This is a genomic window from Microbacterium sp. USTB-Y (assembly GCF_023703415.1).
Classification (GTDB): domain Bacteria; phylum Actinomycetota; class Actinomycetes; order Actinomycetales; family Microbacteriaceae; genus Microbacterium.
Genome location: NZ_JAGMTU010000003.1, coordinates 133,721 through 152,476 on the forward strand (window position 1 = coordinate 133,721; position 18,756 = coordinate 152,476).

Sequence of the window (18,756 nt, forward strand, 5' to 3'; positions counted from 1 at the left end):
ATCCCATCACTAAAACGATATAGTGTGCCTAGCATGCCATAAGGGCAGGGTGTCGTCCAATATCACCGTGTTCTCTGCGCACGGTGAACCAAATCCCTTCAGCGACTCAAGGAGGAACGCGATGAGCAGTCCCCGTCGCCCGAACATCGTGTTCGTGCTGACCGACGACCACGCCGCGAATGCGATCGGCTGCTACGGATCGGTGGTGAACACCACCCCCGGCATCGATGCGATCGCGGCCGCCGGGATCCGCTTCGACCGCGCCCTCGTGGAGAACGCGCTGTGCACGCCGAGCCGCGCCGCGTTCCTCACCGGCACCTACAGCCACACCAGTTCCGTCACCACGCTCGCCACGCACCTGACGAACGACCACGAGACCTTCATCACGGCCCTCCGCGCCGCGGGCTACCGCACCGCGATGTTCGGCAAGTGGCACCTCGGTCACGGCCCCGACCACGACCCGGTGGGCTTCGACCACTGGGAGGTGCTGCCGGATCAGGGCGAGTACTTCGACCCGGAGTTCTTCACGCCCGACGGCCCCGTGCGCTACGAGGGCTACGTCACCGACATCATCACCGAGCACGCCCTCGCGTGGATGGAGGCGCAGGGCGACGAGCCCTTCTGCGTGCTCGTGTGGCACAAGGCGCCCCACCGCCCCTGGCTGCCGCATCCCCGGCACGCGGACCTGTTCACGGATCCGATCCCGCTGCCGCCCACGTTCGACGACGACTACGACGGCCGCGGCACGCCCGCCCACCACGCCACGATGCGCGTCGCCGACTACCTCACCGACGTCGATCTCAAGGAGGATCCGCCGGCCGAGCTCGGCTACGCCGAGCGCGCGGTGTGGAAGTACCAGCGCTACATGCAGGACTACCTGCGCTGCGTGGCCGCGGTCGACGAGGGCGTGCAGGCCCTCACCGCCTTCCTGCACGAGAAGGGCCGGTTCGACGACACCGTCACGATCTACGCCTCGGACCAGGGCTTCTACCTCGGCGAGCACGGGTGGTTCGACAAGCGGTTCATGTACGAGGAGTCGCTGCGGATGCCGCTCGTGCTCAGCTATCCGGCGCGGGTTCCCGCGGGCGCGAGCACCGAGGCGCTCGTCTCGAACGTCGACATCGCGCAGACCCTGCTCGGCTTCGCCGGGGTCGCCGCCCCCGAGGGCATGCAGGGGCACAGCCTCGTCGACCTCGTGACCGCGACGGATCCGGCCCCCGTCCGCGACGCCCACTACTACCGGTTCTACGAGCACGACGACCACATGCACCACGTCTGGGCGCACTACGGCGTGCGCACCGACCGCTACAAGCTGATCTACTACTACGCCGACGGAATGGGACTGCCCAATACGGGTGACACGTCCTATCCTCCGGAGTGGGAGCTCTTCGACCTCGAGAAGGATCCGTACGAGCTCACCAGCGTGCATCTCGATCCCGCGTACGCCGGCATCCGGCGTGAGCTGACCCTGAAGCTGTGGGATCTCCAACAGGAGCTCGGCGACACCCCTCACCCGCGCCAGCCCGTCCCGGAAGGACGTACTCGATGACCCCCGACACCGACGCCGCACACTCCGCCGGTGCGCGTGGATCCGCCCCGCTGCGGTTCGGCGCGAACTACACGCCGTCGAAGGACTGGATGCACTCCTGGCTCGACCTCGATCTCGACGCGGTGCGCCGCGACTTCGCCGGCCTCGCCGCACTCGGCCTCGACCACGTGCGGATCTTCCCGCTCTGGCCGGTGCTGCAGCCCAACCGCACCCTCATCCGCGACAAGGCCGTCGCCGATGTGCGCGCCGTGGTCGACATCGCCGCGGAGTTCGGCATGGACGCGAGCGTCGACGTGATCCAGGGGCACCTGTCGAGCTTCGACTTCATCCCGTCCTGGCTGTTCACCTGGCACGACAAGAACATGTTCACGCACCCGCAGGCGCTGAGCGGCCAGGTCGCGCTCGTCGAGCGCCTCGGCGCCGCGCTCGCCGACGCACCGAACTTCCTCGGCTTCACCCTCGGCAACGAGGTGAACCAGTTCTCGGCCGCGGTGCACCCGCACCCGTGGCCGGTCACGCCCGACGAGGCCGCCGGCTGGCTCACCGCCCTGCTCGACGCGGCGGAGCGCTCCGCCCCCGGTCTGCCGCACGTGCACAGCGAGTACGACGCAGCCTGGTACATGGACGGCCACGGGTTCGTGCCGACCCACGCGAGCCGCATCGGCGCCATGACCACCGTGCACTCGTGGATCTTCAACGGCACCGCCCAGCGCTACGGCGGGCGCTGCGCCGCGAGCGACCGGCACGCCGAGTACATGATCGAGCTGTCCCGCGCCTTCGCGACGGACCCGCACCGTCCGGTCTGGCTGCAGGAGGTCGGCGCCCCGTCGAACTGCCTGACCCCCGAGCAGACGCCGGACTTCCTCGAGGCGACGGTGCGCGCCGCGGTGCGCACCGAGAACCTCTGGGGCGTGACCTGGTGGTGCTCCCACGACGTGGGCCGCCAGCTCGCGGACTACCCGGAACTGGAGTACTCGCTCGGCCTGATCGACCAGGCGGGCGAGGCCAAGCCGATCGGGCGCCGGTTCGCCGAGATCATTCCGTCCCTCCGCGAGCGGCGGCCGGCGCCCGCCCGCACGACCGCGATCGTGATCGAGGTCGACGAGGACGAGATCCCCGTCAGCCGCGCCGCGATGAGTCCCGGAGGCGCGATCTTCCAGGCCTGGGTGGAGGCATGCGAGGCCGGGCTCGACGTGACCTTCGTCACGTCGCGCACGGCGGCGGATCCGGCCGATCTCGCCGCCCGCGGGATCACCGACCTGATCCGCCCCGACCTGAGCACGGGATCCGGCACCTACTCCTCGAACAACACCGTCGTGGACCACGCCGCACCCGCCGCGGGGGTTCCCGCATGACCCGCCCGAACGTGGTCGTGATCTACGCCGACGACCTCGGCTACGGCGACGTGGGCTGCTTCGGGGGCGACGACGTGCGCACCCCGCACCTGGACCGGCTGGCAGCCAGCGGCGTGCGCCTGACGAACTGGTACTCGAACTCGCCGGTGTGCTCGCCGTCGCGCGCCGCGCTGCTCACCGGGCGCCACCCGGTGCACGCCGGAGTGCAGGAGATCCTCGGCGGCAAGCGCGGCACCGCCGGCCTCCCCGCCCAGCCGACGCTCGCCTCCCGGCTTCAGGACGAGGGCTACCGCACCGGCATCTTCGGCAAGTGGCACCTCGGCACCGGATCCGGTTACCGCCCTCTCGATCGGGGCTTCGCGCAGCACTTCGGATTCCTCGCCGGCTGCGTGGACTACTACTCGCACATCTTCTACTGGGGTCAGGGCCAGAACCCCGTGCACGACCTGTGGGACGACGAGCGCGAGGTCTACGACAACGGCCGCTACCTCACCGAGGTCATCGCGGAGAAGGCGGCCTCGTTCATCGCGGACGGCGGCGCGGAGCCCTTCCTCTGCTACGTGCCGTTCAACGCCCCGCACTATCCGATGCACGCGCCGAAGGAGTACGTCGACCGCTTCCCGGAGCTGCCCGACGATCGCCGCATCATGGCCGCCATGATCGCCGCGATGGACGACGGCGTGGGCCGGATCCTGGACGCGCTCGAGGCCGCAGGGATCGCCGACGACACGATCGTGTTCTTCTCCTCGGACAACGGCCCCTCCACCGAGAGCCGCAACTGGCTCGACGGCGAGGAGATCGATTACCAGGGCGGATCCACCGGCGGCCTGCGCGGCAACAAGGGATCCCTCTTCGACGGCGGGATCAGGGTGCCGGCGATCATCTCCTGGCCGGCCGCGCTGCCGCAGGGCGCCGAATGGGCCGAGCCCGCGGCGATGATGGACATCCTGCCGACCGTGCTGGAGGCGGCGGGCGCTCCGGCCTCCGCGGAGGCGGACGGAACGAGCGTGCTGGGCGCCCTGCGCGCGCTGGCCCCGTTGTCCGACGAGCGCACGCTCTTCTGGGAGTACGGCCCGCAGCTCGCGGCCCGGCGCGGCCCGTGGAAGCTCACGACATCGGCGCGCGAGCATCTGGGCGGCCCGTTCACGCTGGGCAGCACGGTGCTGGCGAACCTCGACGACGACCCGGCGGAGGCGGCGGACCTCTCCGCCGAGCATCCCGAGATCGCAGCCGCGCTGCGCGCCGAGCTCGAGGCCTGGGCGCGCACGTTCGACTGGGATCCGGCTCCCTGGCTCTAGCCGGGCGCCCGAGCGCCGCCCCCCCCGTGCGCGCGGGTGCGCGCGGTGCGCGCCCGACGTCGACCGTTGTGCAGGGAGCCCCGTCAATATGCAGGACGAGCGGGCGCCACAGCACTCGGATCCCACGGAATCACGAGCCTGAGGCGTGCCCGCCCGCCGATCGCACCTGCAGAACGGCGCGTGCTCCCTGCAGAACGGCGCGCGCCATCGGGTCAGGCGCGGCGTGGGGTCAGGCGCGCGCCTCGCGCTCGGCCTCCTTGGCCGCGACGATCTTGCGCAGTCCGGAGCTGGAGAAGCGGTGGTCGCGGCTGTTGAAGTACAGCTCGATCCCCGCCTCCTCGCAGTAGGTGCGCCCGGTGAAGTCGCGGTCCTCGTACTCGTCGCCGACGATGCGCACGTCGAGCTTGAACGAGCGGAGGATGTCCTCCAGATCCTGCTCGGTCGAGTAGGGCACGATCTCGTCGACGTACTCGCAGCCGCGCAGCTGGATGTAGCGCTCCACCACGGTCTGCGTGGGAGCGTTCTTCTCCGGCCGGTCCAGGGTGGGATCCATCTGCAGACCGCAGATGAGGTAGTCGCACTGCCTCTTCGCCTCGGCGAGCATCATGATGTGCCCCGCGTGCAGCAGGTCGAAGGTGGAGAAGGTGATCCCCACGCGCGGCCCCGGGTTGTAGTCCTGGTGCTTCTTCACGGTCTCCGGCGTCATCTGCGAGTCCTCTCGTCGGCCCAGAGCACTCTATCGAACGCGCCGGGACGCGCCCCGTGAGAGTCGCTCAGCGCGACGGCGCGGCGGTGCTCTCGCGGATGGTGAGCGCCGGCGTCGGCCCCCGCCGCGACGGCAGCGGCTCCGTGGATCCGATCCGCTCCAGCAGGAACGCCGCGGCCTGCTCACCGAGGGCGAAGGTGTCGCGGGTGAGACAGGTGATCGACGGGTGCACGAGCCCGGTCACGACGGAGTCGTCGAAGGACGCCACCGACAGGCCCTGCGGCACGGCGACCCCCATCTCCTGGGCGACGCGGAGTCCCGCGATCGCCATCACGTCGTTGTCGTACACGATCGCGCTCGGCCGGGCGGCGCGGCTCAGCAGCGTCCGCGTCGCGCTCGTCGCCGCGGCGGGCGAGAAGTCGGTGACGAGGGTCTCCCCCACCACCTCGCGCTGCGCGAGGGCGGCCAGCACATCGGAGCGGATGCGGGTGTGCTGGAACTCGGCGGGCCCGGACACATACGCGATCTCGCGGTGCCCGAGCGCGGCGAGGTAGTCGAACAGGGCGTGCGCCGCGGCCTCGTCGTCGAGCCAGATCGCCGGGGGATCCCCCGAGGTGTCGCTGCTGCCGATCACCACGGCCGGCAGCGGGAGGGAGGGCAGCAGCTCCAAGCGGGGGTCGTCGTCGCGCGGGTCGATCACGATCACGCCGTCGACCTGATTGGCGCTGCGCCAGCGCCGGTAGGTCGCCATCTCCTCGTCGATCGAGGACACCACCACGAGCTGCAGCGCGATGCCGTGCAGCGCGAGCGCCGACTGCACGCCGGCGATGAGGTCGGTGAAGAACGCCTCGGTGCCCAGCGTGCGCGCGGGGCGGTTCACGGCGAAGCCGACGACGCCGGCACGGGATCCGACCAGGGCGCGGGCCGCGGAGCTCGGCTGCCACTGGTGCTGCTCGGCGATCTCGAGGATGCGCTGCCGGGTCTGCTCGCTGACGCCCGGTCGGCCGTTCAGCGCAAAGGAGACGGCCCCGGGGGACACACCGGCGAGCCGGGCGATATCGGCGATGGTGATGCGCTTCGCCTGTGACATAGACTCACCGTACTAGATCGTTTTAGTGGATCCCGGGGAACACGATTTCCCCCGGCGTTCCCACATTCTCGCACCGCGAAGGAGCACCCCCGTGCACGAAGAGACCTCGCTCACCGTCGGCCGCGTCACCCGCGTGCTCGCCGAGCGGGTGCGCCCCGCCGTCCACTCCGCCCGCGTGCCGCTGGGGATCGCCGCGCACGCCCTTCCGGGGGAGCCGATCACCGCCGCCGAAGGACTGGCGCTGGAGTACGCGCCGTTCGCCGCCGGACAGCAGTGGGGACCGGCCTGGGGCACCACGTGGTTCCGCCTCCGCGGCTCCGTGCCCGCCGAGTGGGCGGGCCGTCGTGTCGAGGCGCTCGTCGACCTCGGGTTCGACATCAACATGACCGGCTTCCAGTGCGAGGCGCTCGCCTACCGCACCGGCCCCGAGGGCGAGCCGATCCCGGTGAAGAGCCTCAACCCGCGTAACCAGTGGCTGCCGATCACGGAGCGCGCCGAGGGCGAGGAGGCCGTCGAGCTGTTCCTCGAGGGCGCCTCCAACCCGGTGCTCCTCGACTACCACCCCTTCCTGCCCACGCAGGAGGGCGACATCCTCACCTCCTCTCCGGATCCGCTCTACCGCGTGCGGCACATGGACCTCGCGGTCTTCGAGCCCGAGGTGTTCGAGCTCTCGCTCGACCTCGAGGTGCTGCTCGAACTCCAGGCCGAGCTGCCCGAGACCAGCCCGCGCCGCATGCGGATCCTGCAGGCGCTCGACGACGCCCTCGACGTGCTGGACCTGCAGCGCATCGTCGCGACCGCGGGCGACGCCAGGGCGCAGCTGGCCGACGTGCTCGCCGCCCCCGCCGATGCGAGCGCGCACCGCATCGCCGCGATCGGGCACGCGCACATCGACTCGGCCTGGCTGTGGCCGCTGCGCGAGACGGTGCGCAAGGTCGCCCGCACCACCTCGTCGATGACGACCCTGCTCGAGGAGCAGCCGCAGTTCCGCTACGGCATGTCCAGCGCCCAGCAGTACGCCTGGATGAAGGAGCACCGTCCCGAGGTCTACGCGCGGATCAAGGCCGCCGTCGCCGAGGGCCGCTTCCTGCCGCTCGGCGGCATGTGGGTCGAGTCCGACACCGTGATGCCGACCGGCGAGTCACTCGTGCGCCAGTTCTCGCACGGGCAGCGCTTCTTCGAGCGCGAGTTCGGGATCCGCTCGAAGGGCGTCTGGCTGCCGGACAGCTTCGGCTACTCCCCCGCCCTGCCGCAGCTCCTGCGCCGAGCCGGCTTCGAGTGGTTCTTCACGCAGAAGATCTCGTGGAACCAGCGCAACGTGTTCCCGCACCACAGCTTCGACTGGGAGGGCATCGACGGCTCGCGGATCTTCACGCACTTCCCGCCGATGGACACCTACAACTCGCAGCTGAGCGGCATGGAGGTCGCCAAGGCCTCGCGGCAGTTCAAGGAGAACCGCGTCGCGACCCGGTCGATCGCCCCGGTCGGCTGGGGCGACGGCGGCGGCGGGACGACCCGCGAGATGACCGGCAAGGCCGCCCGCCTCGCCTCACTGGAGGGATCCGCCCAGGTCGAGTGGATCCATCCCGACGACTTCTTCGACGCCGCCAAGGCGGAGCTTCCTGACCCGGCCGTGTGGGTCGGCGAGCTCTATCTGGAGCTGCACCGCGGCACGCTCACCAGCCAGCACGCCACGAAGGCGCTGCACCGCTGGGCCGAGCAGGCGCTCATCGAGGCCGAGCTGTGGGCGTCGACCGCGGCGGTGCGCCTCGGCGCCGCGTACCCGCATGACGAGCTGGACCGGCTCTGGCAGACCGTGCTGCTGCACGAGTTCCACGACATCCTGCCGGGGACGTCGATCGCGTGGGTGCACCGCGAGGCGGTGTCGGTGCTGTCCGGCGTGCTCGACGAGGCCCGCGCCCTGTCCGCGGCCGCGCGCACGGCGCTCGCGGGCGAGGGGGACGTGGAGCTCGTCTTCACCCCGACGTCCGTCCCCACGGGGTCGTCGAGCGAGCGCAGCGCGACGGAACGCGGTGCCTCGACGGAGCGCGGCGTCTCGTCTCGCGCCGCCTTCGGCGGTGCTCGCTCGACGACCCCGCAGGAGAGCGCCCCCGTCTCACTCGCCGAGTCCGCGGACGGCTTCCGCCTGGAGAACGACCTCGTCGTCGTCACGGTCTCCTCCGAGGGCCTCATCGTCTCCGCCCTGGACAAGGCCTCGGGCCGTGAGACGATCCCCGCGGGGAAGCCGGCCAACCTGTTCCAGCTGCACCAGGACTTCCCGAACATGTGGGACGCCTGGGACATCGACAAGTACTACCGCAACCGCGTGGATGATCTCACCGCGGTGTCGTCGATCTCGGCGTCGGTCGAGGACGGCACAGCGACGATCGTGGTCGAGCGGCCGTTCTCGGAGTCGTCCCTGCGGCAGACGATCACGCTGCGCCCCGGATCCCGCACGGTGCTGCTGCACAACGAGATCGACTGGCACGAGACGGAGAAGCTGCTCAAGCTCGCGTTCCCGCTGGACGTGTTCGCCCGGGAGACGGCCGCCGAGACGCAGTTCGGCTTCCAGCGCCGGGTCACGCACGTGAACACGAGCTGGGAGGCCGCGAAGTTCGAGACGTCGATGCATCGCTTCGTGCTCGTGCAGGAGGACGGCGGCTTCGGCGCCGCGCTCGTGAACGACTCGATCTACGGCTTCGACACCGCGCGCGACGTGGACGGCGACGACGTCACCACGACGGTGCGGCTGTCGCTGCTGCGCGCCCCGCGCTTCCCCGACCCCGACACCGACCACGGCCGGCACGAGATCCAGGTGGGCCTGGTGATCGGCGCCGACGCCGCGATCGCGACGGCCGAGGGCATCGCGCTGAACGCCCCGGCGACCGTCGTGCGCGGCGCGAACGAGGTCGAGCCGCTGGTCTCCGTGTCCGGCGAGGGCATCGTCGTGTCGAGCGTGAAGCTCGCCGACGACCACTCCGGCGACGTCGTCGTGCGCGTCTACGAGGCGCTCGGCCGGCGCGCGACCGGATCCCTGTCGGTCGGCTTCCCGCACGCCGGGATCCGCGAGGTGTCGCTCATCGAGGACGAGCTGGAGTCGCCGCGCACCGGCGAGGCGCTGTCGCTGCGCCCCTTCGAGGTGCGCACGCTCCGCATCGCCCGGGCCTGACGGGCCCCGTCCGCACAATTCAGGCTGGACGTCGCGTACTCCTCCGGGAAGGCCGGATTCACGGGAGAGGCGGAGGGTCCAACCTGAATTGTGCGGTGGCGTTGACCCCGACTGGCGGTGGCGTTGACCCCGATTGGCGGCGGCGCTGACCCCGACCGGCGGCGGAGCGGCTCAGACCAAGGAGCGGCTCAGACCCGACCGGCGGCGGAGCGGCTCAAGCCAAGGAGCGGCTCAAGCCAAGGAGCGGCTCAGACCAAGGAGCGGCTCAGACCAGCACGCGGGTGAACGCGTCGCGGCTGATCCCCTGCTCGAGGATCCGCGCCGACCATTCGCGCGCTCCGTGCAGGCTGTGGTCGCGGTAGTTGCCGCATTCGATCGCGCTCACGCCGGGAACATCGCTCCACTCGGCCTTCTCGGCGATGAAGCGCAGGCTGTCCGAGATCGCCTCGACGAGCGCCGGGATCTCGGGGCGCCCCCAGGTGATCAGGTGGAACCCGGTGCGGCAGCCGAACGGCGAGATGTCGATGACGCCGTCGACGCGGTCCCGCAGTAGCGAGGCGAGGGTGTGCTCGATCGTGTGTAGCGCCGCCGTCGGGATCTCGCCCTCGTTCGGCTGCACGAAGCGCACGTCGAAGTTGGAGATCTCGTCGCCCCGCGGGCCCTGCTCGACGCCGATCAGACGCACGTACGGGGCCTTGACGGCGGTGTGGTCCAGGGTGAAGCTCTCGACCTCGGCCATGACGGATCTCCTTCGGGTGGCGGGTGGACGGACCGGATCCGGCCCGAATCAGAGGCTACCCCGCCGGGTTCGGGCGGGGGCCGCCGGCCGCAACACGATGACGGATCCGCTCCCGTCGCAGAAGATGTCGTTCCGAGCGGACGATGGCGACGCCTTCTGCGACGGGAAGCCCGCCGGCTCAGTCCTCGATGGCCCCGGCGAAGAACGCGCGGATGTCGCCGGCGAGCAGGTCGGGGCGCTCGAGCGCCGCGAAGTGCCCGCCCTCGTCGAAGCGGCTCCAGTGCACGATGTTGTCGTTGTCGCGCTCGGCGAAGACGCGGATGGTCTGGAAGTCGTCCTTGAAGACCGCGACGCCCGTGCGCGCGTGGCTGACCTGCGGATCCTCCTGCGCCTGCGCGTTGTCGAAGTAGCTGCGGCTCATCCCGGCCGCCGCGTTCGCGAACCAGTTCACGCTGACCTCAAGCAGGATCTTCTCCAGCGGCACGAGCGAGGTGCCGTTGCCGAAGCTGTTGAACAGTTCGCTGTAGGCCAGCAGGCCGATCGGCGAGTCGCTGAGCCCGACCGCGACCGTCTGCGGACGGGAGGCGTTCATCGTGTTGTAGCCGCCGACCGACTGGAACCACTGCATGTGCTCGAGTCCCGCGTAGTCCGCCGGCTCGAGCCGCTCGAACTCGCTCGGATCCCCCGAGGGGAACGAGAACAGCTGCAGCACGTGCAGGCCGAGGAAGCCCTCCGGGTCGAGCAGGCCAAGCTCGCGTGCGACCATCGCGCCGTTGTCGGATCCGTGCACGCCGTAGCTCTCGTAGCCGAGGCCCCGCATGAGCGCGTCGTAGGCCCGGGCGACGCGCGCGGTCGTCCACCCGCTCTCGGCCACGGGCTGCGAGAAGCCGTAACCGGGCGCGTCCGGGATGACGACGTCGAAGGCGTCCTCGGCACGGCCGCCGTGCGCGACCGGGTCGACGAGGCGGTCGATCACGTCGAGGTAGTCGACCGAGGATCCGGGGTAGGTGTGCAGCAGCAGCAGGGGCGTGGCGCCCTCGTGCGCGGAGCGGACGTGGATGAAGTGGATGTCCTGGCCGTCGATCCCGGCGACGAAGTGCGGGAACGCGTTGATGCGCGCCTCGGCGGCGCGCCAGTCGAAGGAGCGCCAGGCGGCGAGCGCCTCACGGAGGTAGTCGTTCGGGGTGCCGGTGGTCCAGTCGTCGGCGGGCGCCGGCTGCGGCAGGCGGGTCCGGGCCAGGCGGTCCTGCAGGTCGGCGACCTCGGCATCGGAGACGGAGACGGTGAAGGGGCGGGGGGCGAAGGCTGCGGTGCTGTTCATGTCTTCGACACTATGAGCCGATTAGGATGGATTCGTTCCTAATGAAAGCGCTTCTTCGAGGATCCGATGACAAGCCCCTCTGCACGCCTCCTCGCCCTGCTCTCGCTGCTGCAGACGGGCTCCGGCCGCACCGGCGCCGAGCTCGCGACCCGACTCGGCGTGAGTCCGCGCACCGTGCGCGCCGACATCGAACGGCTCCGGGAACTCGGCTACCCGGTCGACGCCGTCCGCGGATCCGTGGGCGGATACCGCCTCGGCGCCGGAGGGCGGCTGCCCCCGCTGCTGCTGGACGACGAGGAGGCGGTCGCGGTGACCGTCGGCCTGCAGATGGCGGCGGGGGTGACCGGGGTCGAGGAGGCGGGTGCCAGAGCGCTCGCCAAGATCGAGCAGGTGCTGCCCTCGCGTCTGCGCCCACTCGTCGACGCACTGGGTTCGACGATCGACCGCGGCCAGGAGAACGTGGACACCGACGCGCCCGATCCCGAAGTGGATCCGGCCGTGCTCGCCGCCGCTGCCGCGGCGATCCGCGACACGGAATGGCTGCGCTTCGAATACCGGGACGCACCCGTGCTCGTCGAGCCGTACCGTCTGCTCAGCTGGCAACGGCGCTGGCACCTCGTCGCCCGCGATCCCGGTTCCGGCTCGTGGCACACCTACCGGGTGGACTGGATGTCGCTCCGCATGCCGACCCGGCGCAGGTTCGATCCGCAGCCGCTCCCCGGCGGCGACTACACGGCTTTCGCGATGCGCACGATCGCCGCGAGCGGCTGGGCCGTACACGCCCGGCTGCGCATCGACGCCCCGGCGCAGGCCGTGCTCGACCGGATCAATCCCACCGTCGGCGTGGTGGAGCCGATCGACGCCGACCACTGCGTCCTGGTGACCGGCGCCGACAGTCTCGACACGGTTGCCGCGTACATCGGGATGCTGATGATGGACTTCACGGTCGAGTCCCCGCCCGAGCTGATCCCCCGACTGCGGCTGCTGTCGGAGCGCTACGCCAGGGCCGTCGCAGGATCCTGACGCGGGATCCTGATCAGCGTCCGTAACGCGCGACGATCTCCTCGGTGAGCGCGGGCCAGATCCGCTTGTGCTCCTCCCCGAAGGGCACGCCGGAGAGGAAGGCCGCCGCGACATCGCGGGACCGGTCGATGAGCAGGAAGCTGCCCAGCGCCCCGAAGTGGCCGGCGGTCTCCGGCGGCAGCGTGTCGCTCATCCAGTGCGGCGACTTGGAATCCTTGAGCTCGAACCCGAGGCCCCACTGGTTGTCCGGGTAGGAGCCGTAGCCGGGCACGATCCCCCGCAACCCGGGGTGCGAGACGGTGAGCGCGAGATCGCGCAGCGCCGCGGGGATCAGCGTGGGGCGCAGAACCTCGCGACCGAAGATCAGCAGATCCTCGATCGAGGCGAGGGCTCCGGCCGAGGGGCGACCGGTCACGTCGGTCCGGTCCATCCCGAGCGGCAGGGTGACCTCGCGCAGCATCCAGTCCGCGAACTCCATGCCCACGGCGTCGGCGATGTGCGCGGCGAGCGCATCGAATCCGGCGTTCGAGTAGATGCGGCGCTCCCCCGGAGCCTTCAGCGGCCCCTCGCCCTCCATCGGCAGGCCGCTGGTGTGGTCGAGCAGGTTCCGCACGGTCGCCCCCGCGGGCCCGGCCGGCTCGTCGAGATCCACCAGGCCGCGATCGACGGCGACCAGGGCCCCCCACGCCGTGAGCGGCTTGGTCACCGAGGCGAGCGGAAGGACGGCTTGCGGATCCCCCTGCACCGCGAGCGTCCGCTCGGGGCCGGTGACGCCGACCAGGGCCGTGTGCGGGAAGCCGTCGGTCGCTCTGAAGGTCGTCGTGTCCACGGATCCATCGTGGCACGAAGGATCCGGCGGACCGGATGTCACACTTCGGGCCCGGCCGGTGTCTCCATGTCCGAAGACGCGAGACGCGCGTCGCAGAAGGAGCAGATCATGAGCAGCACGACCAGGATCCCCGCCGTCGAGGTGACCGGCCCGTTCGGCGCCGTGGTGAAGGCCGTGGCGCGCCGCAAGCTCGGCCTCGTGCCCGACTCGCTCGGGGTGATGTGGCAGCACCGGCCCGTGATGATGGACATGATGAGCTTCGGGGGCAAGACCGAGAAGTGGCACGAGCTCGACCTCGGCCTTTCGACGCTGGCGACCATGGCCGCCGCCGCGACCGTCGGCTGCAGCTTCTGCCTCGACTGTTCCGATTCTTGGATTATGCCGATCTCCGGTCGGCTTGCGGCGTGATGACTGCTCGACTGTAGGGAGTTGGCGCAGAGCAAATGACCGAGGATCGGGATAACGCGTTCAGCTGGCGTGTCCGCCAACTACGTGGCGCTCGCACAGGCGGGCGCTTGCCGGGGCAACCCATGTCGCAGAGAACGGGCCTCCGAGAAGCTCGGTGGCCCGTTCCTCCACGTGTTGCCAGCGCGCTCGTCAGGTTACGCAGCCCGGCGATGCCGAGTAGATCTGCCCGTGTCCGCTGTTCTTGACCCGCGCAGCACCGTAGATCAGGTTGCCCGGGTGGTAGGTGCTCGCTGCACCAGTGCGGAATCCGCCCGACCCCGCGAACCGGATCGATTCACCCCGTCTTTATCTGAGGGTTGATTCGATCGTTTCCGCGATCCGGAGTAGCCGCAAATCTCCGTTTGGCATGCCTTGAATCGTGACAGCGGTAGAGGTCACCCCTTGGCGGCCAGTCGGGACGGTGGCCATCGGGGTACCCAGCACAGTTCCGGCAGTGACGTGTCTTGTGATGGTCGGGAAGAGTGGCTTCTGCTGTCCCGACAGGTCAACAGTACGGTCCTGCCCGATAGGAGGCGGTAGGACGGGGACTGTGGGGAATACCAGCACATCCAGGCCATTGGTCCGGAAGATGTCGACGTACTTTTCTTGCAACTGCGCACGTGTACGGAGCGCCTGAGCGTAGTCCTCTTCTCGCACCGGTGATTCGATCCAGCCGCGAACCGTCGCGGCCACGTCAGGTGAGGCGGTTCTGGCTGCTAGGTCTTCGAGAGAGCGCATCTCAGGATGGAAGCCCTTCGCACGGAGGTGCTCCACGAGAGATCTCGGTGCCTCCCAGCCAACGATCGTTCGTCCCGCGAATGAGAGTTCGTCGGCGAGCTGATGGAGATCGACTCGCACCAGTCGGCATCGACCCTGTTGCAATACTTCGGCCGCCTGCTCCCAGGATTGGCCAACAGCGTCGTCCACGTCGGTGATGAAACTCGTAGGAACGCCGCAGATGATTTCAGTGGGGGCTTCGACAGGTTGCCCTTTTCGGGAGGACAGAACCTCGTCCGCAATGCGGAGGTCGCCGATCGAGTTGGCGTGTGTTCCGATCGTGTCCCGGGTCGGCGATAGATGCAGCACACCGTCCGAGGGATAGCGACCGGTGGACGGCCGGAACCCCGCAACTCCGCAAAAGGCAGCGGGGATCGATATCGACCCGCCCGTGTCCGTCCCCAGCGACAGCGGTACGGTTCCGTAGGCGATCGTTGCGGCACTTCCTCCTGAAGATCCACCTGCAGCAAGCGACTTGTTCAGCGGGTTGCGCACAGGACCGAAGGTGGCGTTGTTGCTCGTGACTCCGAGCGCCAGCTCGTGGAGGTTGGTCTTTCCAAGCACATGAGCTCCGCGGGAGCGAAGTCGGGCTACGGATGGAGCGTCCGCCGAGGAAATGTGTTCGAGGTAGTGAGCACCCCCGGTCGTTGCGAACCCCGCAACATCGATGTTGTCTTTGACAGCAATTGGGATCCTCGCCCACCCTTCGATGACTTCGGGTTCGATCATGGAGGATTCGGGCTGTTGTAAGGAGATGTAGACGTTCCCTCCGGCAGTGGTTTCCTCCGCGGACACGTAAGCCTCCCGAAGATGTTCGGCCCGCTCGTCCAGCGACCAGTCGAGCCAACCGCGGAGGCCAGTGGCTTGCCGTGCGGCTCGTGAGCGCGTGCTGGTGTGCGCGTCTTGGTGGTCGCCTGTTGATGAAGCCCCGCTCTCGGCGTCTGACGTTAGGCCTTCCACGTGACGGCTCCTCTTCGGATCATGACGGCGGGCGAAGTGGGCACGAGCGTTGGCGTGATCGTGATGTCGGCGTAACGACCCGGGGTGATGCTGCCGACGTGATGGTCGACCCCGAGGCACATCGCAGGATTCAGAGTCGCCATCTGGATGGCTTCGAGCGGCGGGACACCCATTGAGCCGGCGGCCGACACCACGGTCCGGACAGGCACGTCAACGGCACTGATGCAGACGTTTCGTGTGTCGATCCGACTGTCTCCGAGAGATCTGAAAAGCGCGAGCATGCTTTCCTCCTCCACGAGGTCAGTGATGACGGGGATTCGTCCCTGCCGAAGCACATCGAGCACGTCCTCAGATTGCGCCCTACCGGTTAAGAAGATAGTCAGGGGCGAGCCGGCCAACGCGTGAAGTTCCTCCGGTACGTCTTCGACCGGAGAGTCTGGAGCTCTCTGCGGCTCGTGTGCCCAAACCCTGGATATCGCCGCGTCGCCAGCGCTGAGTCCGCCAGGTGGGAACGCAGCTGTCGCTGTCTGCACAAGCCCAGGTGTGGCGAATTGCCCACGGGCGTCAAGTTCGACGTTCGCGAGGCCGTCGAACTCTGGTCGAACTGCCACAATTGTGCCGTCGATGATCGCGATGTCGGCGGGTCTGGTCTCTTGAAGGTTGACGTCGACGAGCTCGCAGTTTCGAACGATCAGGTCAGCAGGCTCGAGGCCTTGCGCGCATCGGATCCTTCTCGCGAGTGTCGTGGACGTGTGATGGACCTCACCATGGCCCTTCATGATGGGTCCTCCAGAATGCTCATGAAGCTATCCGTCTCCAGGTTGTATAGGCCACGGTCAGTGAATCCCAGCTCCGGCGCCGTATGGAGGACGGTCGCACTCATCGTCCAGAACGGCGTGAGCCTGTTGGATCCGAGTTCGTCGTGTACGACTCGGTCTGCCCTCTCCAGCTCGTCGACGAGGCGCTCGAAAGGAGCGGTGGACATGATGCCCCCGATGGGTAGCTTCACGTCGGCGAGCACCTGTCCATCTGCCACGGCGACGTTCCCCCCTCCGATCGCTGCCAGATGCTGAATTGCCGTCCAGATGTCATCGTCGTTCACGCCGAGGGCCACGATGTTGTTGGACGGTAGCGACATCGACGACGCGATGGCTCCGCGACGAAGTCCGAAGCCCCGCGCGAAGCCCACCGCCATGTTCCCGTTTCGTCCATATCGCTCGACCATGCAGAACTTGACGATGTCCTTCTCGCTATCCGGGTGAACGCGCCCCGTTCGAACAGGAAGCTCAGCGATCTCGCAGGTGTTCCCCGCCCGTCCGGGCTCAGGCAGGGCGAGCACGCGTGCTCTCACATGCTCCCGGTTCGGAGGTGCCGCGATCGATAGCCGCTCTCGCGTGACTGCCGGGTGGAGACTGATCGTGTCTCTGAAGCGGTCAGGGATCTGTTCTGTCGGCGGGGAGCCGAGAAGTGCCCCGTCTCGTGCGACGATACGGCCATCTACGATCACAACCTTCGGGGGGAACTTGTCGAGTTCCTCGAGAAGGAGAATGTCTGCTCGTCGGCCAGGCGCAATGCTCCCGATGGAATCCTCGACATGGTAGTAGCGAGCGGGGTTGAGAGTCACCATTCGGATCGTGTCGATGGGCGAGAGACCGGCCTGAATCGCCATCTTGAAGGGGCGTTCTAAATACCCGTGCCCGTCGGCTGCGACATTTCTGGCGGTGATGTTGTCAACGCAGAGTTGCAGTGAGCGTGTAGGAATAGCATTGTTCTTGAGGTGATCAAGAACTCCCTCGGAGAAGTTGTACCGCGTGGGTGTCTCGACGATGAACAGCGTCAATCCTCGCGCCAGCCGACTCACCATCTCTGCTGGAGTCCGGGTACCGTGATCGTCCGTGATGCCGGACGCGACGTAAGCATCGAGAGCCGATTCGTCGTGGGCTGGCAGGTCGTTACCGTGACCGCTGGCACGGAGACCACGATTGAGGGTCGTGGCCACTCGAGCGAGGAACTCGTCGTCGGCGGAGAGAACCTTCGACGACACTGCCTCTCCGATGCTCACAGACTCAGTCCAGTCGAGCATCATCTCGAGATCATCCAATGACAGCTCGTAGGCAGCCGTCTCTCGTGTGGGATCCAGTGGGGCGTAGGACGGGATGGAGAAGTAGGAGCGCAACGGGAGATCCCGGAAGGCATCGATCATGTCGCGGAGGCCCAGAGGCCCTACCGTATGCAACGGATTTGTGAGATCGACGACGACGGTGGTCGTGCCGCGCGGAACAAGCAAACGAGCAAGTTCCGGAGCCCAGAGTCCCGTCGACTCGAGATGCATGTGGGGCTCGATGAAGCCGGGCACAGCGAACAGTCCATCGCACTCGATGACTCGCGCCCCTGTTGACGACTGCCCGGCGTCAATCGATACCACTTGTCCGTCCTGAATCAGGATGTCCGTCGTGTAGATCTCTCCCGAGTAGACGTTGGCGAGCTGACAGTGCTTGAGCAGAAGGTCCTCGTGCACGTTCACGACAGCACCTCCGCGAGACTCATCACTCATCGAGGTCCGCCGGTTGAGCATTTCGCGCGTCGTCGTAGCGCTGCTTCAGGCGATGCATCGCTTCGCGTGGGCCGAAATCCTGTCTGTCCCTGAAGAAGCTGGGCTCGTCGTCTTCGAATCGAATGTTCGTGAACAGCGTGTTCTCCAACGCGAACGCGGCGCGGTTGGCAATGCCGAGTCTTTCGAACTCGAGTTGGCGCACGGCCTTTCCGAGCGCGAGGCCATCGCGAGGCTGGAGTACGACCTGACGCGCGAGTCGCATCGTCTCGGCCATGAGGTCTTCCTCCGGCACGCTACGGCTTGCCCAGCCGAGCGCTTCTGCCTCGCTGCCGGCGATCCGTCCTCCAGTCAGTGCGAGCTCCCGGGCCTTCTTCGGTCCGAGATGGAGCATGACCCAGAGGTCGGAGCCTGTTGCACGCCCGTGGCGATTCGCTTCCCACGAGATGACTGCGTTATCGGCGACGACCGTTAGGTCGCAGGCCATGGCGATGCCGGTGCCGGCGCCGATGCAGTACCCATGCACCATCGCAATCGTCACCTTGGGAAACAAGAGGATGTAGTTGGTCCGTTCCCCAACAACGTCGAAGCTTTCGCGCAACCTCTGACGCTGGGGCGGATCAGATGACTTGCCATCGGCAGTCAGCCCGGTCACGCCGCCGCCAGTGCCCACATCGTGCCCGGCGCAGAAGGCGCGCCCCTTGCCGCCGATGATGACGGCCTTGACCGCGTCGTCCGAACGGAACCTCTCCATGTGGAAGCGGAATTCCTCGGTCATCTTGGGATTGAAAGCATTTAGCTTCTCTGGCCGGTTGAGCATTACCGTGCCGATCCCGTGCTCGTCGACCCAGGAATCGACGGTCTCTCCGTCCCAACGCTTCGTACCCATGCTTTCTCCTTCTCCTAAGTCGGGCAGCGGGTGCCCTGAGTTGCCCACGTGTC

At 68.2% G+C, this 18,756-nt stretch carries 15 protein-coding genes; 6 read left to right on the plus strand and 9 right to left on the minus strand.

The window, feature by feature from the left end; translation table 11 throughout:
* The first annotated feature begins 121 nt into the window (after positions 1 to 121).
* The 3 genes from J8G10_RS07865 to J8G10_RS07875 are packed head-to-tail and all read left to right on the plus strand — an operon-like array spanning position 122 to position 4,202.
* Entirely contained in the window at positions 122 to 1,549 is a 1,428-nt protein-coding gene (locus J8G10_RS07865; protein WP_251442778.1) for a sulfatase, read from the plus strand.
* A complete protein-coding gene (locus tag J8G10_RS07870) occupies positions 1,546 to 2,904 on the plus strand; it encodes a glycosyl hydrolase (RefSeq protein WP_251442781.1) in 1,359 nt (452 codons plus the stop codon). Before J8G10_RS07865 ends, J8G10_RS07870 begins: the two co-directional genes overlap by 4 nt.
* On the plus strand, positions 2,901 to 4,202 hold the full coding sequence (locus tag J8G10_RS07875) for a sulfatase-like hydrolase/transferase (protein WP_251442784.1): 1,302 nt from the start codon (positions 2,901 to 2,903) through the stop codon (positions 4,200 to 4,202). Before J8G10_RS07870 ends, J8G10_RS07875 begins: the two co-directional genes overlap by 4 nt.
* Positions 4,203 to 4,431: 229 nt before the next feature.
* Here the strand turns inward: J8G10_RS07875 and J8G10_RS07880 are convergent, their stop codons facing one another.
* Together J8G10_RS07880 and J8G10_RS07885 are read right to left on the minus strand one after the other, a co-directional pair.
* Complete coding sequence (locus tag J8G10_RS07880) at positions 4,432 to 4,908, minus strand: adenylyltransferase/cytidyltransferase family protein (RefSeq protein ID WP_251442799.1); 477 nt, start codon at positions 4,906 to 4,908, stop codon at positions 4,432 to 4,434.
* A 67-nt stretch (positions 4,909 to 4,975) separates the two neighbouring features.
* Positions 4,976 to 5,998, minus strand: coding sequence for a LacI family DNA-binding transcriptional regulator (locus tag J8G10_RS07885; RefSeq protein ID WP_251442801.1), 1,023 nt, complete (start codon positions 5,996 to 5,998; stop codon positions 4,976 to 4,978).
* 91 nt (positions 5,999 to 6,089) lie between these two features.
* Between J8G10_RS07885 and J8G10_RS07890 the strand changes: the two genes are divergently transcribed.
* Complete coding sequence (locus tag J8G10_RS07890; RefSeq protein WP_251442803.1) at positions 6,090 to 9,167, plus strand: glycoside hydrolase family 38 C-terminal domain-containing protein; 3,078 nt, start codon at positions 6,090 to 6,092, stop codon at positions 9,165 to 9,167.
* A 265-nt stretch (positions 9,168 to 9,432) separates the two neighbouring features.
* Here the strand turns inward: J8G10_RS07890 and J8G10_RS07895 are convergent, their stop codons facing one another.
* Both J8G10_RS07895 and J8G10_RS07900 read right to left on the minus strand, forming a co-directional pair.
* Entirely contained in the window at positions 9,433 to 9,906 is a 474-nt protein-coding gene (locus J8G10_RS07895) for an S-ribosylhomocysteine lyase (protein WP_251442805.1), read from the minus strand.
* A 178-nt stretch (positions 9,907 to 10,084) separates the two neighbouring features.
* Positions 10,085 to 11,227 carry an epoxide hydrolase family protein gene (locus J8G10_RS07900; protein WP_251442807.1) on the minus strand — a complete coding sequence of 381 codons (1,143 nt, stop codon included), beginning with the start codon at positions 11,225 to 11,227 and terminating at the stop codon, positions 10,085 to 10,087.
* A 66-nt stretch (positions 11,228 to 11,293) separates the two neighbouring features.
* On the opposite strand from J8G10_RS07900, the gene J8G10_RS07905 reads away from it, so the two are divergent.
* Complete coding sequence (locus J8G10_RS07905; RefSeq protein WP_251442809.1) at positions 11,294 to 12,250, plus strand: YafY family protein; 957 nt, start codon at positions 11,294 to 11,296, stop codon at positions 12,248 to 12,250.
* Between the two features lie 13 nt (positions 12,251 to 12,263).
* On the opposite strand, the gene J8G10_RS07910 is transcribed toward J8G10_RS07905, so the two are convergent.
* Positions 12,264 to 13,079, minus strand: coding sequence for a serine hydrolase domain-containing protein (locus J8G10_RS07910; RefSeq protein WP_251442812.1), 816 nt, complete (start codon positions 13,077 to 13,079; stop codon positions 12,264 to 12,266).
* A gap of 108 nt (positions 13,080 to 13,187) precedes the next feature.
* On the opposite strand from J8G10_RS07910, the gene J8G10_RS07915 reads away from it, so the two are divergent.
* Positions 13,188 to 13,487 (plus strand): hypothetical protein, encoded by a 300-nt coding sequence (locus tag J8G10_RS07915; protein WP_251442815.1) that lies wholly within the window; start codon positions 13,188 to 13,190, stop codon positions 13,485 to 13,487.
* 345 nt (positions 13,488 to 13,832) lie between these two features.
* On the opposite strand, the gene J8G10_RS07920 is transcribed toward J8G10_RS07915, so the two are convergent.
* From J8G10_RS07920 to J8G10_RS07935, 4 genes are all read right to left on the minus strand, one after another.
* Positions 13,833 to 15,098 (minus strand): amidase family protein, encoded by a 1,266-nt coding sequence (locus J8G10_RS07920; protein WP_251442818.1) that lies wholly within the window; start codon positions 15,096 to 15,098, stop codon positions 13,833 to 13,835.
* A gap of 152 nt (positions 15,099 to 15,250) precedes the next feature.
* Positions 15,251 to 16,042, minus strand: a complete 792-nt coding sequence (locus tag J8G10_RS07925; RefSeq protein ID WP_251442821.1) for an amidohydrolase family protein — start codon at positions 16,040 to 16,042, stop codon at positions 15,251 to 15,253.
* A complete protein-coding gene (locus J8G10_RS07930) occupies positions 16,039 to 17,787 on the minus strand; it encodes an adenine deaminase C-terminal domain-containing protein (protein WP_251442838.1) in 1,749 nt (582 codons plus the stop codon). The genes J8G10_RS07925 and J8G10_RS07930 overlap by 4 nt, the downstream gene beginning before the upstream one ends.
* A 22-nt stretch (positions 17,788 to 17,809) precedes the next feature.
* The gene (locus J8G10_RS07935) at positions 17,810 to 18,703 is read right to left on the minus strand and encodes an enoyl-CoA hydratase/isomerase family protein (RefSeq protein WP_251442841.1); all 894 of its coding nucleotides are present in this window, start codon (positions 18,701 to 18,703) and stop codon (positions 17,810 to 17,812) included.
* Positions 18,704 to 18,756: the final 53 nt, after the last annotated feature.